Here is a 16,275-nt window from a genome sequence, read left to right as displayed (position 1 = left end):
CACGCGATAGCGTGCAGTCCGTGACCGAGCAGCCAGAGCAAAACTTCGTCCTCGTCGACCGGCCGCGCCCGCATGTGGCGTTGGTGACGCTGAACCGTCCTGAGCGAATGAATTCCATGGCGTTCGACGTCATGGTCCCGCTCAAGGCGGTCCTCGACGAGCTCACCTACGACAACTCGGTGCGGGTGATCGTGCTCACAGGTGCTGGTCGGGGATTCTCCTCGGGTGCCGATCACAAGTCGGCGGGCTCCGTACCTCACATCGACGGGCTCACCCGTCCCAGCTTCGCGCTGCGGTCCATGGAGGTGCTCGACGATGTGATCCTGGCGCTACGAAAGATGCACCAGCCGGTCATCGCCGCGGTCAACGGCGCCGCGATCGGCGGTGGACTGTGCCTGGCTCTGGCCTGCGACATCCGTGTTGCCGCAGCTGGGGCGTACTTTCGCGCCGCGGGGATCAACAACGGGCTGACGGCAAGCGAGCTCGGTCTGTCGTATCTGCTGCCCCGCGCGATCGGCACCTCTCGGGCATTCGAGCTGATGCTGACCGGCCGCGACGTGGACGCCGACGAAGCCCAGCGCATCGGACTCGTGTCGCAGGCCGTACCCGACGCGGAGCTGCTTGACGTCTGCTACGACATCGGCGAGCGCATCGCGTCGTTCTCCCGGCCGGGAATCGAGTTGACCAAGCGCACGCTTTGGAGTGGACTTGACGCCGGTAGCCTGGAGGCACACATGCAGGCCGAAGGCCTGGGACAACTCTTCGTCCGACTGCTCACCGCCAATTTCGAAGAAGCGGTTGCAGCGCGCGCGGAGAAGCGTGCCCCGGTCTTCACCGACGACAAATAAGAACCAAGGAGAGTGCAGCGTGATCACCGCAACGGACCTGGAGGTCCGCGCCGGCGCGCGCACGCTGCTCTCGGCCGAAGGTGCCGCGCTGCGGGTGCAGCCCGGAGACCGTATCGGTCTGGTCGGACGCAACGGCGCCGGCAAGACCACCACCATGCGGATTCTGGCAGGGGAGGGCGAGCCCTACGCGGGCACGATCACCCGCGCGGGTGACGTCGGTTATCTGCCGCAGGATCCCAGGGAGGGTGACCTCGACGTGCTGGCCCGCGATCGCGTGCTGTCGGCGCGCGGCCTGGATTCGCTGCTCGCGGATCTGGAGAAACAGCAGGCGTTGATGGCCGAGGTCGCCGACGACGACGCGCGCGACAAGGCGGTCCGCCGCTACGGCCAGCTCGAGGAGCGGTTCGCCGCGCTCGGCGGTTACGCCGCCGAAAGCGAGGCGGGCCGCATCTGCGCGAGTCTCGGCTTGGCGGAACGTGTTCTGACCCAGCCACTGCGGACGCTGTCCGGGGGCCAGCGCCGGCGAGTGGAACTCGCACGAATCCTGTTCGCCGCATCCGAATCCGGTGCCGGTTCGTCGACGACGCTCTTACTCGACGAGCCGACCAACCACCTCGACGCCGACTCCGTGGGCTGGCTGCGGGAATTCCTCCAGCAGCACAAGGGCGGACTCATCGTCATCAGCCACAACGTCGATCTGCTTGCCGACGTGGTCAACCGCGTCTGGTTCCTCGACGCGGTGCGGGGTGAGGCCGACGTCTACAACATGGGCTGGCAGAAGTACCTCGACGCGCGCGCCACCGACGAGCAGCGTCGCCGCCGCGAACGCGCCAATGCCGAACGCAAGGCCAGTGCGCTGCGGACGCAGGCCGCGAAGATGGGCGCCAAGGCCACCAAAGCCGTTGCGGCACAGAATATGTTGCGTCGAGCCGACCGGATGATGGCGGCGCTGGACGAGGAGCGAGTGGCCGACAAGGTGGCGCGGATCAAGTTCCCGACGCCGGCGTCGTGCGGCCGGGTGCCCCTGGTCGCCAAGGGGCTGACGAAGAATTACGGGTCGCTCGAGGTGTTCACCGGGGTGGATCTTGCGATCGACCGCGGGTCGCGCGTGGTGGTGCTCGGACTCAACGGCGCGGGCAAGACCACGCTGCTGCGGATACTCGCCGGGGCTGAAACCGCGGACGCGGGAACGCTGGAACCCGGTCATGGACTGAAGCTCGGCTACTTCGCCCAGGAACACGACACGCTCGACGACCGCGCCACGGTGTGGGAGAACATCCGCCACGCCGCCCCCGACACCGGCGAGCAGGATCTGCGGGGTCTGTTGGGCGCGTTCATGTTCAGCGGTCCGCAGCTCGAACAACCCGCGGGGACGCTGTCCGGCGGGGAGAAGACCAGGCTGGCACTGGCCGGCCTCGTCGCGTCGACGGCGAACGTGCTGTTGCTTGACGAGCCGACCAACAATCTCGATCCCGCTTCGCGTGAGCAGGTTCTGGACGCTTTGCGAAGCTATGTCGGTGCGGTGGTACTGGTTACGCACGATCCGGGGGCGGCCGAGGCACTGAATCCGCAACGCGTGGTGCTCCTGCCGGACGGCACCGAAGACTTCTGGTCGAACGACTATCGGGATCTCATCGAGCTCGCCTGAGCCGTTGGCAAACCGTTTCGCCGAAACCTCACCCGCTGGTGTAAGCCGTTCCTAGGCTGGGTACCCGTCGGGGAATCAAACGCGCGGGGAGGTGCCGATGAAGAAACCGAGCAAGGCCCGAGATGAATTACTCACCGAGCTGAAGAGCGCTTACGAAGGAGGCGCGAGCATCCGGACGCTGGTCGCGTCGACGGGTCGCTCGTACGGATCGATACATAGCATGTTGCGTGAATCGGGAACCACGATGCGCAGCCGCGGCGGTCCGAACCATCGCAGCCGCAAACACTACAGCTGACCGTCCGGCCGAGCCTGGCGCAATGAAGCTTCGACCAGGTCCAGTACGCCACTGAGCTTTTCGGGATCATCACCCGACGCGAGCCGGGCAACGAGGCCGTCGAGCACCAGATCCAGGTACGTCTGCAGCACTGCGCTCGGGACGTCATCGCGAAGCCTGCCCGCCTGTTTCTGCCGGCGTAACCGAGCGGTGGTGGCCGCCGAAAGCTCGGCGGATCGCTCCATCCACCCCCGATGAAACTCCGGGTCGTTGCGCAGCTTGCGCGCGATCTCCAGCCGCGTCGCCAACCAGTCGAACTGCTCCGGAGCCGCCAGCATGTCCCGCATCACCTGAACGAGACCCTCGCGCGACGCTACGTCGGCCATGCGCTCGGCGTCCTCGCGCGCTAACTCGAAGAACAACGTGTCCTTGTCCCGGAAGTGATGGAAGATGGCGCCGCGCGACAGCCCGATCGTCTGCTCGAGCCGTCGCACGGTCGCCTTGTCGTATCCGTACTCCGCGAAACACCGCCGGGCACCGTCGAGTATCTGACGGCGGCGCGCCGCCAAATGGTCATCGGTGACCCGGGGCATGACTACGACCGCAGCATGTTGCGCAGCACGTACTGCAGGATGCCACCGTTGCGGTAGTAGTCCGCCTCGCCGGGGGTGTCGATGCGCACCACCGCGTCGAACTCGACGGTCTTGCCGTCCTCTTTCTTGGCCGTGACCTTCACCGTTTTCGGGGTCTTGCCGTCGTTGAGTGCCTCGATACCGGTGATGTCGAAGGTCTCGGTGCCGTCGAGCTTCAACGACGCCGCCGATTCGCCTTCGGGGAACTGCAGCGGGATGACGCCCATGCCGATCAGGTTGCTGCGGTGGATGCGCTCGAACGATTCGGTGATCACCGCGCGGACGCCGAGCAGGCTGGTGCCCTTGGCGGCCCAGTCACGCGAGCTGCCCGACCCGTACTCCTTGCCGCCCAGCACAACCAGCGGGATGCCCTTCTCGGCATAGTTCTGCGCGGCGTCATAGATGAACGCCTGCTCGCCGTCATTGGTGAAATCGCGGGTGTATCCGCCGGATACGTCGTCGAGCAGCTGATTGCGCAGCCGGATGTTGGCGAAGGTGCCGCGGATCATCACCTCGTGGTTCCCGCGCCGCGAACCGTAGGAGTTGTAATCCGCCTTCTCGACGCCGTGCGAGTCCAGATACTGCGCCGCAGGCGTTCCCGGCTTGATGCTGCCGGCGGGCGAGATATGGTCGGTCGTCACCGAATCACCAAGCAGTGCCAGCACTCTGGCGCCTTGGATGTCGGTGACCGGTTCGGGCTGGGCGGGCATGCCGTCGAAGTACGGTGGTTTGCGCACGTACGTCGACTTGTCATCCCACTCGAACGTGTTGCCGCTCGGCGTGGGCAGGTTGCGCCAGCGCTCGTCACCTTTGAACACGTCGGCGTAGTTCTGAACGAACATCTCGGTGTTGATCGCGTTGGCGATCGTGTCGTCGATGTCCTTCTGCGACGGCCAGATGTCTTTGAGGAAGACGTCATTGCCGGCCTCGTCCTTGCCGAGCGCTTCGGACTCGAAGTCGAAGTCCATCGTGCCTGCCAGCGCATACGCGATGACCAGCGGCGGGGACGCCAGGTAGTTCATCTTGACGTCGGGATTGATCCGACCCTCGAAGTTGCGGTTCCCGGACAGGACTGCCGTGACGGACAGGTCGGCGTCGTTGATGGCCTTGCTGATGTCGTCCGGCAGCGGTCCGGAGTTGCCGATGCACGTCGTGCAGCCGTACCCGACGAGGAAGAAGCCGAGCTTCTCCAGATACGGCCACAGGCCGGCCTTGTCGTAGTAGTCGGTGACGACCTGTGAACCCGGCGCCATCGTGGTCTTCACCCACGGCTTGCTCGTCAGGCCCTTGTCCACCGCGTTCTTGGCCAGCAGCGCGGCGCCGAGCATGACCTCGGGGTTGGAGGTGTTGGTGCACGAGGTGATCGCCGCGATCACCACCGCGCCGTGGTCGATGATGCAGTCGCCGCGTTCGGAGTTCTTGACCTCGACGGGATTGCTCGGCCTGCCATTGGAGCCGCTTGCGGCAGAGGGGACCACCGCGTCTTCGTCGGCGAACGAGAGCGACACGGGGTCACTGGCCGGGAACGATTCCTCGACCGCCTCGTCGACGTTGGTGTGCGGCTGCTCCGCTTCACCTTCGACGTAGTTGTGAATGTCCTTGCGGAAGGCGGACTTTGCGTCGGTGAGCGCGATACGGTCCTGCGGGCGCTTGGGTCCGGCGATCGACGCGACCACATCGCCGAGGTCGAGCTCGATGTACTCCGAGAACTTGGGTTCGCGCGACGGGTCGTGCCACATGCCCTGCTCCTTGGCGTACGCCTCGACCAACGCCAGCTGCTGTTCGCTGCGCCCGGTCATCCGCAGGTAGTCGATCGTGACCTCGTCGATCGGGAAAATCGCGGCGGTGGAGCCGAATTCGGGGCTCATGTTGCCCAGCGTCGCGCGGTTGGCCAGCGGCACCTCGGCGACGCCTTCGCCGTAGAACTCGACGAACTTTCCGACCACACCGTGCTTGCGCAGCATCTCGGTGACGGTGAGCACGACGTCGGTGGCGGTGACGCCGGCCTTGCGCTCACCGGAGAGCTTGAAGCCGACGACGCGCGGGATCAGCATCGACACCGGTTGGCCGAGCATGGCCGCCTCGGCCTCGATACCGCCGACGCCCCAGCCCAGCACGCCAAGCCCGTTCTCCATCGTGGTGTGCGAGTCGGTGCCCACGCAGGTGTCCGGGTAGGCAACCCCGTTGCGTTCCATCACGACGCTGGCCAGGTATTCGATGTTGACCTGGTGCACGATGCCGGTGCCGGGCGGCACGACCTTGAAGTCGTTGAACGCGCCTTGACCCCAGCGCAGGAACTGGTAGCGCTCGCCGTTGCGCTGGTACTCGATCTCGACGTTGCGCTCGAAGGCGTTGGCGGTACCGAACAGGTCCGCGATCACGGAGTGGTCGATCACCAGGTCGGCCGGAGCGAGTGGGTTGACCTGGTCGGGGTCACCGCCGAGTTCGCCGACGGCCTCGCGCATGGTGGCGAGGTCGACGATGCAGGGCACACCCGTGAAGTCCTGCATGATCACTCGGGCGGGGGTGAACTGGATCTCCACGCTGGGATCGGCCGACGGGTCCCACTTCGCGATCGCCTCGATGTGGTCTTTGGTGATGTTGGCGCCGTCCTCGGTGCGCAGCAGATTCTCGGCGAGCACCTTCAGGCTGTAGGGAAGTTTCTCGGTGCCCGGCACGGCGTCCAGGCGGTAGATCTCGTAGCTCTGGTCTCCGACCTTCAGCGTGTCGCGGGCCCCAAACGAATTGACCGAATCTTTGCTGCTCACATCAACTCCCGGCTAGATATCGCCGCGACGGGCTGTGTCGGCGGCGCTGTCGATTCTAACAGTACGCTTGTCCTGTAAACCACCCCATGGTGGTTTCAATTCTGTCTTCACGTTCTCTTCACCTAGCGCGTGCTGCCACCCGGTCGGATACCCATCACGTACGGTTTCACCTGTGATCGGACCGCAAGTCTTGCCGTTGTTGCCGGCCTACATCCCGACCGACATCTGTGGGCCGGTCGGAAAGGATCCCGCGACCACGCTCGTCGACGAGTGTATGAACCTCGTGATCGCCGACATCAAGGACACCGGTGTGAGCGCCGCGCCGACGCCGGAGAACGAAGGCCTGGCCGACGTCGTCGCCGAGGCCAAGCAACAGGGGATCGACCTCAAGATCGTCGTGGTCGATCGCAACCCGCCGATCGACACGCCGTTGCGCGATATCGCCACCGAGGTGGGGGAGGCATACCCGGGTTCGACGGTATTGGTGCTCAGCCCGACGGAGTCGGGTTCGTTCAGCACGACCTACGACCGGATGACGCTGGAGGCGGGCCAGGACGTCGCCGAAGGCCGCGGTTCGGTGCAGGGTTCGAAGAATTTCGTCAGCGAACTGACCAATCAACATTTCCCTTGGACGACATTCACGATCGTGGTGGTACTAGCAGTGATCGCCGCCGTCGTGGCAACGCGAATGTTGCAAAATCGCGCCAAACGCCAGAACACGTAAGTAGTCGCGAAAAGCGGCCTGGCGCTGGGGTTTTGCGAAACACCGCGCGACAAAATGTCACAGCCGGATAACGCTATCCGCAATTACAAACTTGTAGTTTGTGACTAAAGTTTCTTTGGCGTCAGATGTGACGTACGGTGCAGTCTGTAGCTGATGTTGCAGATGTGACTCACGTGGCTTCTGCGCATCAGTGATCGACGAATGTGTCGGCACGTTCGCGTAAGCCATAGGAGACGTTGTCCATGAGACGCACGCCTAGCGCCTCTGCTTCGCGCCTTTGCACACGGTTCTGTGCGATACCGCTCACCGTCGGGATGCTGCTTGTCACACCGGGTTTGGCCGTTTCGCAGCCCGCCGGCCCGGATAGCGTGGGCTCGCTCGTCGCTGCCGTCGCCAACGTCAACCAGAAGCTGCAGGATCTCGGGGCGGCGATCCAGGAGAAGCAGGAAAGCGTCAACAAGGCGATCCTCGACGTGCAGACCGCACGTGATGCGGCCGCGGCCGCGAAGGTCGAACTCGACACCAGCGCGCAGCGCGTCAGGGACGCCAACGCCGCGATTGAAGCGGCGCAGGCTCGCTTCGACACCTTCGCCGTCGCAACGTATGTCAACGGGCCGTCGAGTTCGTACCTGACCGCGAAAGACCCCGGCGACATCCTCAATACCGCCACCACCGGCGAGACGTTGGCGGTGAGCACTCAGCGGGTGATCAGCGATCTGCAGCGCGCGCGCACAGAGCAGGTGAACAAGGAGTCGGCCGCGCGGCTGGCGAAGCAGAACGCGGATCAGGCGCTCGTGGACGCGGAGGCCAGCCAGCAGACCGCGGTGTCCGCACTCACCGAAGCCCAGCAGACCTTCCGGACCCAGCAGGCCGAGCTCGACAAGCTGGCGGCCGAACGCGACGCCGCGCAAGCCAAGCTCGAACAGGCGCGCCGGTATTCGGCGCCCGCCGCAGAAGCTCCGGCCCGCCCGGTTGCCGCGCAGACGGGGCCGTCGTCGAACCCCGCCGGAAACTGGGACAGCGCACCACAGCAGGCGGACACGGCCACCGGCAAGTGGGCCACGGGGTGGGATCCGACCCTGCCCGCGATTCCCAGCGCTTTCGTCAGCGGTGATCCGATCGCGATCATCAACACGATCCTCGGTTATGCGTCGACCTCGGCGCAGGTCACCCAGCAGATGGGGCGGAACTTCCTGCAGAAGCTGGGTCTGCTGCCCACGCCGACCGGCTACACCAACGGGGGCGCGATACCCCGGGTGTACGGCCGGCAGGCCACCGAGTACGTGATCCAGCGCGCCATGTCACAGCGCGGGGTGCCCTACTCGTGGGGCGGCGGAAACGCCGCAGGCAAGAGCCTTGGCATCGATTCCGGCGCAGGAACAGTCGGATTCGACTGTTCGGGCCTCATGCTCTACGCATTCGCCGGCGTCGGCATCAAGCTCGATCACTACTCGGGTTCGCAGTACAACGCGGGCCGCAAGATCCCGTCGTCACAGGCCCGGCGCGGCGACATGCTCTTCTGGGGCCCCAACGCCAGCCAACACGTCGCCCTCTACCTCGGCGACGGTCAGATGCTCGAGGCGCCCTACACCGGCTCGGTCGTGAAGGTCTCGCCGGTCCGCACGAGCGGAATGACCCCGTACGCAACCCGTCTCATCGAGTGGTGACGAGAAGGATTACTTTGCACCCCAGGCGTTTTCGGTTCCTGAGCGGCATTCTGACGATGGTCGCGGCACTTGCCGTGGCCGTTGGCGCGGCGATGCCCGCCACCGCAGCCCCCGACGACGGCCAATGGGATCCCACCCTGCCCAAGATCCTCAGCGCGGGCGCACCGGGCGATCCGCTGTCCATCGCCAACGCATCGCTGGCGGCGACCGCCCAGGCCACCGAGGCCACGATGGACCTCGGCCGCAAGTTCCTGGCCACGCTCGGGTTCGGCCCGCCGCCCACGGCGGGCGTGGCCCCCGGCCGGGTACGCGGACCGCAAGCCATCGAGTACGTCATCCGGCGCGGCGGCTCGCAGATCGGAACCCCGTACTCCTGGGGCGGCGGAAAGCCGACCGGCCCGAGCACCGGCGTCGACTCCGGTGCCAACATCGTCGGCTACGACTGCTCGGGTTTCACCCAGTTCTCGTTCGCCGGCGTCGGTGTGCTCATCCCGAAGTATTCGGGCGATCAGTACAACACCGGCCGCAAGGTCCCCACGAGCCAGGCCAAGCGCGGCGATCTGCTGTTCTGGGGGCCTGGCGGCAGCCAGCACGTCGCGATCTACCTCGGCGGCGGCAAGATGCTGGAGTCCGGGGGCACCGCGGGCGGGGTTGGCGTGAGCCAAGTGCGTACCGCAGGCCTGCAGCCGTACGTCGCGCGAATTATCGAAAGCTGAGCTGGGGCTGAGCAAACCCTGAGCTCCTGCTAGCAATGCTGGTCATGTCGGCGGCACGGGGCCGGGCAACGTCGACGGATTCCGGAGTGCCTGGAATAGTTGACGACGAGCGTGCGGCGGACAAGGTGTCGCAGAGGCCGGAAGACCGGCGAATACAGATGTGGGAGGACCGTTGATGACGTCACCGAGTGGGTCGCCGCAGGGCGCTGGAGGGTTCCCTGGACAGGGCCCGGCCGGGCAGGGCCCCGCGCAGGGTTACCCCCCTCCTCAGGCTGGATCGCACGCGGCGCCGACCAACAACGGGGGCCTCCAACAAGAGGTACACACCCTCGAGCGAGCCATCTTCGAGGTCAAGCGGATCATCGTGGGCCAGGACCAGCTCGTCGAGCGCATGCTGGTCGGTCTGCTCGCCAAGGGTCACGTACTGCTCGAAGGCGTGCCGGGTGTCGCGAAGACGCTGGCAGTCGAGACCTTCGCCAAGGTCGTGGGCGGCACCTTCGCACGCATCCAGTTCACCCCTGACCTAGTGCCCACCGACATCGTCGGTACTCGCATCTACCGCCAGGGCAAGGAGGAGTTCGACATCGAGCTCGGCCCGGTGGTCGTCAACTTCCTGCTCGCCGACGAGATCAACCGCGCACCCGCCAAGGTGCAGTCCGCGTTGCTCGAGGTCATGGCCGAGCGCAAGATTTCGATCGGCGGCAAGACCTTCCCGCTACCCGCACCGTTCCTGGTGATGGCCACGCAGAACCCGATCGAGCAGGAGGGCGTGTACGCGCTCCCGGAGGCGCAGCGCGACCGCTTCCTGTTCAAGCTCAACATCGACTACCCGACGCCCGAGGAAGAGCGCGAGATCATCTACCGGATGGGTGTGAAGCCGCCGGAGCCCAAGCAGGTGCTCGGCCCCGGCGACCTGCTCCGTCTGCAGGATGTCGCGGCGAACAACTTCGTGCATCACGCCCTCGTGGACTATGTGGTGCGCGTCGTCACCGCGACCCGCGAGCCGGAGAAGTTCGGCATGCCCGACGCGAAGGCGTGGATCGCCTACGGAGCGTCACCGCGTGCCTCGCTCGGCATCATCGCGGCGTCCCGCGCGCTCGCGCTGGTGCGTGGGCGTGACTACGTCGTTCCACAGGACGTCGTCGAGGTCATCCCGGATGTGCTGCGGCACCGCCTCGTGCTGACGTACGACGCACTGGCCGACGAGATCTCCTCCGAGACGGTGATCAACCGAATTCTGCAGACCGTCGGCCTGCCGCAGGTGAATGCCATTCCGCAGCAAGGTCATTCGGTGCCGCCCGTCATGCCCGCCGCCGCGGCTGCGGCCAGCGGTCGGTGACTTCAACACCGGGCGGCCCCACGAGGCGAGTCGATCTGCCGTCGCTCAAGCGGGGGGAGATCCGTGATCCCGCGCTGACGGCCGCGCTGCGCAAGCTCGAATTGACCGTGCGCCGCAAACTCGACGGCGTGCTGCACGGCGATCACCTCGGCCTGCTGCCCGGGCCGGGTTCCGAACCCGGCGAGTCGCGGCTGTACCAACCCGGTGACGACGTGCGCCGGATGGACTGGTCGGTCACGGCCCGCACCACGCATCCGCACGTCCGCCAGATGATCGCCGACCGCGAGCTAGAGACCTGGCTGGTCGTCGACGTCTCGGCGAGCCTGGACTTCGGCACCGTCGGATGCGAGAAACGCGACCTGGCGGTCGCCGCGGCCGCCGCGATCACGTTCCTCAACAGCGGTGGCGGCAACCGGATCGGGGCCATCATCGCCAACGGCGACACCGTGCGACGCGTGCCCGCGCTGTCGGGTCGCATGCACGAGCAGGAGATGCTGCGCGCCATCGCCACGATGCCGAAGGCGCCCGCGGGGGTCCGCGGTGATCTGGCCGCCGCCATCGACGCGCTGCGCAGGCCCGAACGCCGGCGCGGCATGGCGGTCATCATCAGCGACTTCCTCGGTCCCATCAATTGGATGCGCCCATTGCGGGCCATCGCGGGTCGACACGAGGTGCTCGGCATCGAGGTGCTCGACCCGCGCGACGTGGAACTGCCGCCCGTCGGCGACGTCATCCTGCAGGACACCGAGACCGGCCGGACCCGCGAGTTCACCATCGACGAGCAGCTGCGCGAGGACTTCGCGAAGGCTGCGGCGGCGCACCGCGCCGAGGTGGCGCGCACGCTGCGACGCTGTGATGCACCGCTGCTGTCGCTGCGTACCGACCGGGACTGGATCGCCGACGTGGTTCGGTTCGTCGCAACCCGCCGCTTGGCCCTGGCAGGCCGCGCCTAAGAGTCGAATTGACAAGTCGTACATGACATTACCGATACTTGGACCGATCACGCTTTCGGGGTTCGAGCACGCGTGGTTCTTTCTTTTCCTGCTCGTCGTGCTGGGCATCGTCGCGCTGTACATCTTCGTGCAGCTGGCCCGGCACCGCCGCATGCTGCGGTTCGCCAATATGGAATTGCTGGAAAGCGTTGCACCTCAACGGCCTACGCGTAAGCGGCACCTGCCCGCGATTCTGCTCGTCATCGCCCTCGTCTTGCTCACGGTCGCGATGGCCGGCCCCACACACGATGTCCGCATTCCGCGCAACCGCGCGGTGGTGATGCTGGTGATGGACGTATCGCAGTCGATGCGCGCCACCGACGTGTCGCCGAACCGCATGGCGGCCGCGCAGGAGGCGTCCAAGCAGTTCGCCGAAGAGCTCACTCCCGGAATCAATCTCGGGCTTATCGCGTACGCCGGCACGGCGACCGTGCTGGTCTCACCGACGACCGGCCGCGAGGCCACCAAGGCCGCGATCGACAAGCTGCAGTTCGCCGACCGCACCGCCACCGGCGAAGGTATCTTCACCGCTTTGCAGGCGATCGCCACCGTCGGCGCGGTGATCGGCGGCGGCGACGAACCACCGCCCGCGCGCATCGTGCTGTTCTCCGACGGCAAGGAGACGGTGCCGTCGAACCCGGACAACCCCAAGGGCGCCTTCACCGCGGCCCGCACCGCCAAGGACCAGGGCGTGCCGATCTCGACCATTTCGTTCGGCACGCCGTACGGCTACGTCGAGATCAACGACCAGCGGCAGCCGGTGCCCGTGGACGACGACATGCTCAAGGAGATCGCCGATCTGTCCGGCGGTGAGGCGTTCACCGCGTCCAGCCTCGAACAGCTGCGCCAGGTGTACGCGAACCTGCAGCAGCAGATCGGCTACGAAACGATCAAGGGCGATGCGAGTGTGGGCTGGCTGCGTCTGGGTGCGCTGGCGCTGGCGCTGGCCGCATTGTCGGCGCTGCTCATCAACCGTCGTCTGCCGAATTAGGGATGACGAGCTGATATGAACGTTCCACTGCTGGGGCCGGTTTCCCTCACAGGCTTTTCCCACATCTGGTGGCTGCTGTTCTTCGCTCTCGTCGTGCTGGGCCTGGCCGGGCTGTACTTCTATGCCCAACGCGCAAGGCGCAGGCGCCTGCAGCAGTTCGCCAACACCGAGCTGCTGGACAGCGTGGCGCCCAAACGGCCGAGCGTGTGGCGTCACGTGCCCGCGGCGCTGCTCGGTGTCGCGTTGTTGTTCTGCACGATCGCGCTGGCCGGGCCGACATTCGACCAGCGACTGCCACGCAACCGCGCGGTCGTGATGCTGGCCATCGACGTATCGCAGTCGATGCTGGCCACCGATGTCGAGCCCGACCGGCTGACTGCCGCCAAAGAGGCGTCCAAACGGTTCGTCGACGAGCTCACTCCGGGCATCAACCTCGGCGTGATCGCGTACGCCGGCACCGCCACAGTGCTGGTTTCGCCGACCACGAACCGCGACGCCAGCCGGCGCGCCATCGACAACCTGCAGGTGTCCGATCGCACCGCCACCGGCGAAGCGATCTTCACCGCACTGTCGTCGATCTCCACGGTGGGCGCCGTGATCGGCGGCGGCGACACGCCGCCGCCCGCGCGCATCGTGCTGTTCTCCGACGGCAAGGAGACCGTGCCGTCGAACCCCGACAACCCGAAGGGCGCATTCACCGCGGCCCGCACCGCCAAGGACCAGGGTGTGCCCATCTCGACGATCTCCTTCGGCACCGAGCACGGCGAGGTGGAGGTCAACGACGAGAAGGTTCCGGTACCCGTCGACGACGAGATGATGAAGAAGATCGCTCAACTCTCCGGCGGTGAGTCCTACACCGCGGCCAACATCGAGGAACTGAACAAGGTCTACGGGACGCTGCAGGATCAGATCGGCTACGAGACGGTCCGCGGTGAGGCCACCACCGGCTGGCTGCGGCTTGCCGCGCTGGCGGCCGCCGCCGCGGCGGTCGCGAGCTTGTTGATCAACCGCAGGCTGCCACTCTGAGGCGATTTCTTAGAAATGGCGTTCAGACGATAGGTTGGCGGGCATGACTGTGACCGATGACTCGGCCGACACCGCCGGCCAAACGGCTGGTGGCCGTCCGCCTTTCGTGTCGCGTTCGGTGCTGGTGACCGGAGGGAACCGCGGTATCGGTCTCGCGATCGCTCGGCGCCTCGCGGCAGACGGCCACAAAGTGGCCGTCACGCACCGCGGATCGGGAGCACCAGAGGGTCTGTTCGGTGTCGTGTGCGACGTCACCGACAACGAAGCCGTCGACCGCGCCTTCAAGGAGGTCGAGGAGCATCAGGGTCCGGTCGAAGTACTGGTGTCCAACGCCGGAATCTCCAAGGACGCATTCCTCATCCGCATGACTGAGGAGCGCTTCGAAGAGGTCATCAACGCCAACCTGACCGGCGCGTTCCGGGTTGCGCAACGGGCGTCGCGCAGTATGCAGCGCAAACGCTTCGGACGGATCATCTTCATCGGCTCGGTGTCCGGCAGCTGGGGCATCGGCAACCAGGCCAATTACGCCGCGGCCAAGGCCGGTCTGATCGGCATGGCCCGCTCCATTTCGCGGGAGCTGTCGAAAGCCGGCGTTACCGCCAACGTGGTGGCCCCCGGCTACATCGACACCGAGATGACCCGCTCGCTCGACGAGCGGATCCAGGAGGGCGCGCTCGATTTCATTCCGGCCAAGCGGGTCGGGACGGCCGAGGAGGTCGCCGGGGCGGTCAGCTTCCTGGCGTCCGAGGACGCGAGCTATATCGCCGGCGCGGTGATCCCGGTCGACGGCGGCATGGGCATGGGCCACTAGGAAGACAAAGGACTTCACATGACACTTCTGCAAGGCAAGCGAATCCTCGTCACGGGGATCATCACCGACTCTTCGATCGCGTTCCACATCGCCAAGGTCGCCCAGGAGGCGGGCGCCGAGCTGGTGCTCACCGGCTTCGACCGGATGAAGCTGATCCAGCGCATCGCCGACCGACTTCCGGCGAAGGCGCCGCTGCTCGAGCTCGACGTGCAGAACGAGCAGCATCTGGACACCTTGGCCGACCGGGTGACCGAGGCGCTCGGCGACGGCAACAAGCTCGACGGCGTCGTGCACTCGATCGGCTACATGCCGCAGACCGGCATGGGCATCAACCCGTTCTTCGACGCGCCGTACGAGGACGTCGCCAAGGGCATTCACATCTCCGCCTACTCGTACGCGTCGCTGGCGAAAGCGGTGCTGCCGATCATGAATCCGGGTGGCGCGATCGTGGGCATGGACTTCGACCCGACCCGCGCGATGCCCGCCTACAACTGGATGACGGTCGCCAAGAGCGCGCTGGAGTCCGTCAACCGATTCGTCGCACGCGAGGCCGGCCCGCACGGCGTCCGTTCCAATCTCGTTGCCGCCGGCCCGATCCGCACGCTGGCGATGAGCGCCATCGTCGGCGGCGCGCTCGGTGAGGAAGCCGGTGCGCAGATGAAGCTGCTCGAGGAGGGCTGGGACCAGCGCGCACCCATCGGGTGGAACATGAAGGATCCGACCCCCGTCGCCAAGACCGTCTGCGCTCTGCTGTCGGACTGGCTGCCCGCGACCACCGGCACGATCGTCTACGCCGACGGCGGCGCCAGCACACAATTGCTGTAAGGCATGGACAACTCGGGTTTCGACGCCGTCCTGCTGCTGTCGTTCGGTGGGCCGGAGGGGCCGGACCAGGTGATGCCGTTCCTCGAGAACGTCACCAGGGGCCGGGGGATACCACCCGAGCGGCTGGCTTCCGTTGCCGAGCACTACCAGCATTTCGGTGGCGTGTCACCGATCAACGGCATCAACCGCGCACTGATCGACGAGTTGCGCGGTCTGATCGACCTGCCGGTCTACTTCGGCAACCGGAACTGGGAGCCCTACGTCGAAGACGCCGTTGCGGTGATGGCGTCCGACGGCGTGCGCAACGCCGCCGTCTTCGCGACCTCGGCCTGGGGCGGCTACTCGGGTTGCACCCAGTACGTCGAGGACATCGCGAGGGCCAGGCAGGCCGCGGGTGTGAATGCGCCGCGGCTGGTGAAACTGCGTCAGTATTACGACCATCCGCTGTTCGTGAAGATGTTCAGCGACGCGATCACCGCCGCTGCGCAGACGGTGCCCGACCATGCGCGGTTGGTGTTCACCGCCCATTCCATTCCACTGGCCAGCAGTTCTCGTTGTGGCACAGACCTTTACGCGCGACAGGTCGCGCACGCCGCCAAGCTCGTCGCGGCCGCGGCGGGATACGACGACTACGACCAGGTCTGGCAGTCGCGCTCGGGGCCACCACAGGTACCCTGGCTGGAACCCGACATCGGCGATCACCTCGCCGCGCTCGTCGAGGCCGGGACGGATGCGGTGATCGTATGCCCGATCGGCTTCGTCGCGGATCACATCGAGGTGGTGTGGGATCTGGACCACGAACTCAGGCTGCAGGCGCAAGACTCGCGCATCGCGTTCGCCAGGGCTTCGACGCCGAACGCGCACCTCGCGCATGTGGTGGCCGATCTCCTCGACGAACTGCGCAACGACCGCGATCCCGTTCGGGTGCCGGATCCGGAATCCCCGCCGCTACAGGGCTTCTCGATTGACGGGGTGGTTTGCACACCTCAGTGCGTTAGCAGGTAGCCGGAGTCC

The 16,275-nt window shown here is 66.1% G+C and carries 15 protein-coding genes; 13 read left to right on the top strand and 2 right to left on the bottom strand.

All coding sequences use genetic code 11. The features are described 5' to 3' along the window. Positions 1 to 11 precede the first annotated feature (11 nt). The 3 genes from G6N36_RS05845 (at position 12) to G6N36_RS29610 (ending at position 2,791) form a co-directional block, all read left to right on the top strand. Positions 12 to 848 (top strand): enoyl-CoA hydratase, encoded by an 837-nt coding sequence (locus G6N36_RS05845; protein ID WP_163685638.1) that lies wholly within the window; start codon positions 12 to 14, stop codon positions 846 to 848. A gap of 19 nt (positions 849 to 867) precedes the next feature. After that, the gene (locus G6N36_RS05840; protein WP_163685637.1) at positions 868 to 2,496 is read left to right on the top strand and encodes an ABC-F family ATP-binding cassette domain-containing protein; all 1,629 of its coding nucleotides are present in this window, start codon (positions 868 to 870) and stop codon (positions 2,494 to 2,496) included. 97 nt (positions 2,497 to 2,593) lie between these two features. After that, positions 2,594 to 2,791: a helix-turn-helix domain-containing protein gene (locus G6N36_RS29610; RefSeq protein WP_163685636.1), complete on the top strand. Its 198-nt coding sequence runs from the start codon at positions 2,594 to 2,596 to the stop codon at positions 2,789 to 2,791. Here G6N36_RS29610 and G6N36_RS05830 read toward each other — a convergent pair. Then, positions 2,782 to 3,363, bottom strand: a complete 582-nt coding sequence (locus G6N36_RS05830; RefSeq protein WP_163685635.1) for a TetR/AcrR family transcriptional regulator — start codon at positions 3,361 to 3,363, stop codon at positions 2,782 to 2,784. The two genes, G6N36_RS29610 and G6N36_RS05830, sit on opposite strands and share 10 nt — an antisense overlap. A gap of 2 nt (positions 3,364 to 3,365) precedes the next feature. Continuing rightward, positions 3,366 to 6,170 (bottom strand): aconitate hydratase AcnA, encoded by a 2,805-nt coding sequence (gene acnA, locus G6N36_RS05825; protein WP_163685634.1) that lies wholly within the window; start codon positions 6,168 to 6,170, stop codon positions 3,366 to 3,368. Positions 6,171 to 6,342: 172 nt separating this feature from the next. On the opposite strand from acnA, the gene G6N36_RS05820 reads away from it, so the two are divergent. The 10 genes from G6N36_RS05820 (at position 6,343) to G6N36_RS05775 (ending at position 16,266) form a co-directional block, all read left to right on the top strand. Continuing rightward, positions 6,343 to 6,894, top strand: coding sequence for an Rv1476 family membrane protein (locus tag G6N36_RS05820; RefSeq protein WP_163685633.1), 552 nt, complete (start codon positions 6,343 to 6,345; stop codon positions 6,892 to 6,894). Between the two features lie 242 nt (positions 6,895 to 7,136). Beyond that, on the top strand, positions 7,137 to 8,561 hold the full coding sequence (gene ripA, locus G6N36_RS05815; protein WP_163685632.1) for an NlpC/P60 family peptidoglycan endopeptidase RipA: 1,425 nt from the start codon (positions 7,137 to 7,139) through the stop codon (positions 8,559 to 8,561). Positions 8,562 to 8,617: 56 nt separating this feature from the next. Then, entirely contained in the window at positions 8,618 to 9,277 is a 660-nt protein-coding gene (gene ripB / locus G6N36_RS05810; RefSeq protein WP_179964905.1) for an NlpC/P60 family peptidoglycan endopeptidase RipB, read from the top strand. Between the two features lie 175 nt (positions 9,278 to 9,452). Then, on the top strand, positions 9,453 to 10,616 hold the full coding sequence (gene moxR1 / locus G6N36_RS05805) for a chaperone MoxR1 (RefSeq protein WP_163685631.1): 1,164 nt from the start codon (positions 9,453 to 9,455) through the stop codon (positions 10,614 to 10,616). Continuing rightward, entirely contained in the window at positions 10,613 to 11,569 is a 957-nt protein-coding gene (locus tag G6N36_RS05800) for a DUF58 domain-containing protein (RefSeq protein ID WP_163685630.1), read from the top strand. Before moxR1 ends, G6N36_RS05800 begins: the two co-directional genes overlap by 4 nt. 22 nt (positions 11,570 to 11,591) lie before the next feature. Beyond that, entirely contained in the window at positions 11,592 to 12,599 is a 1,008-nt protein-coding gene (locus G6N36_RS05795; RefSeq protein ID WP_163685629.1) for a VWA domain-containing protein, read from the top strand. A gap of 15 nt (positions 12,600 to 12,614) precedes the next feature. Continuing rightward, the gene (locus G6N36_RS05790; RefSeq protein ID WP_163685628.1) at positions 12,615 to 13,625 is read left to right on the top strand and encodes a VWA domain-containing protein; all 1,011 of its coding nucleotides are present in this window, start codon (positions 12,615 to 12,617) and stop codon (positions 13,623 to 13,625) included. A 43-nt stretch (positions 13,626 to 13,668) separates the two neighbouring features. After that, positions 13,669 to 14,436, top strand: coding sequence for a 3-oxoacyl-ACP reductase FabG1 (gene fabG1, locus G6N36_RS05785; protein ID WP_163685627.1), 768 nt, complete (start codon positions 13,669 to 13,671; stop codon positions 14,434 to 14,436). 18 nt (positions 14,437 to 14,454) lie between these two features. After that, complete coding sequence (gene inhA, locus G6N36_RS05780; protein ID WP_163685626.1) at positions 14,455 to 15,261, top strand: NADH-dependent enoyl-ACP reductase InhA; 807 nt, start codon at positions 14,455 to 14,457, stop codon at positions 15,259 to 15,261. A 3-nt stretch (positions 15,262 to 15,264) separates the two neighbouring features. Next, entirely contained in the window at positions 15,265 to 16,266 is a 1,002-nt protein-coding gene (locus G6N36_RS05775; RefSeq protein WP_163685625.1) for a ferrochelatase, read from the top strand. Positions 16,267 to 16,275 lie beyond the last annotated feature (9 nt).

The organism is Mycolicibacterium gadium, assembly GCF_010728925.1.
Lineage (GTDB): Bacteria > Actinomycetota > Actinomycetes > Mycobacteriales > Mycobacteriaceae > Mycobacterium > Mycobacterium gadium.
The sequence above is the reverse complement of the archived record's forward strand: the minus strand, read 5'-3'. Positions and strand labels throughout refer to the sequence as shown.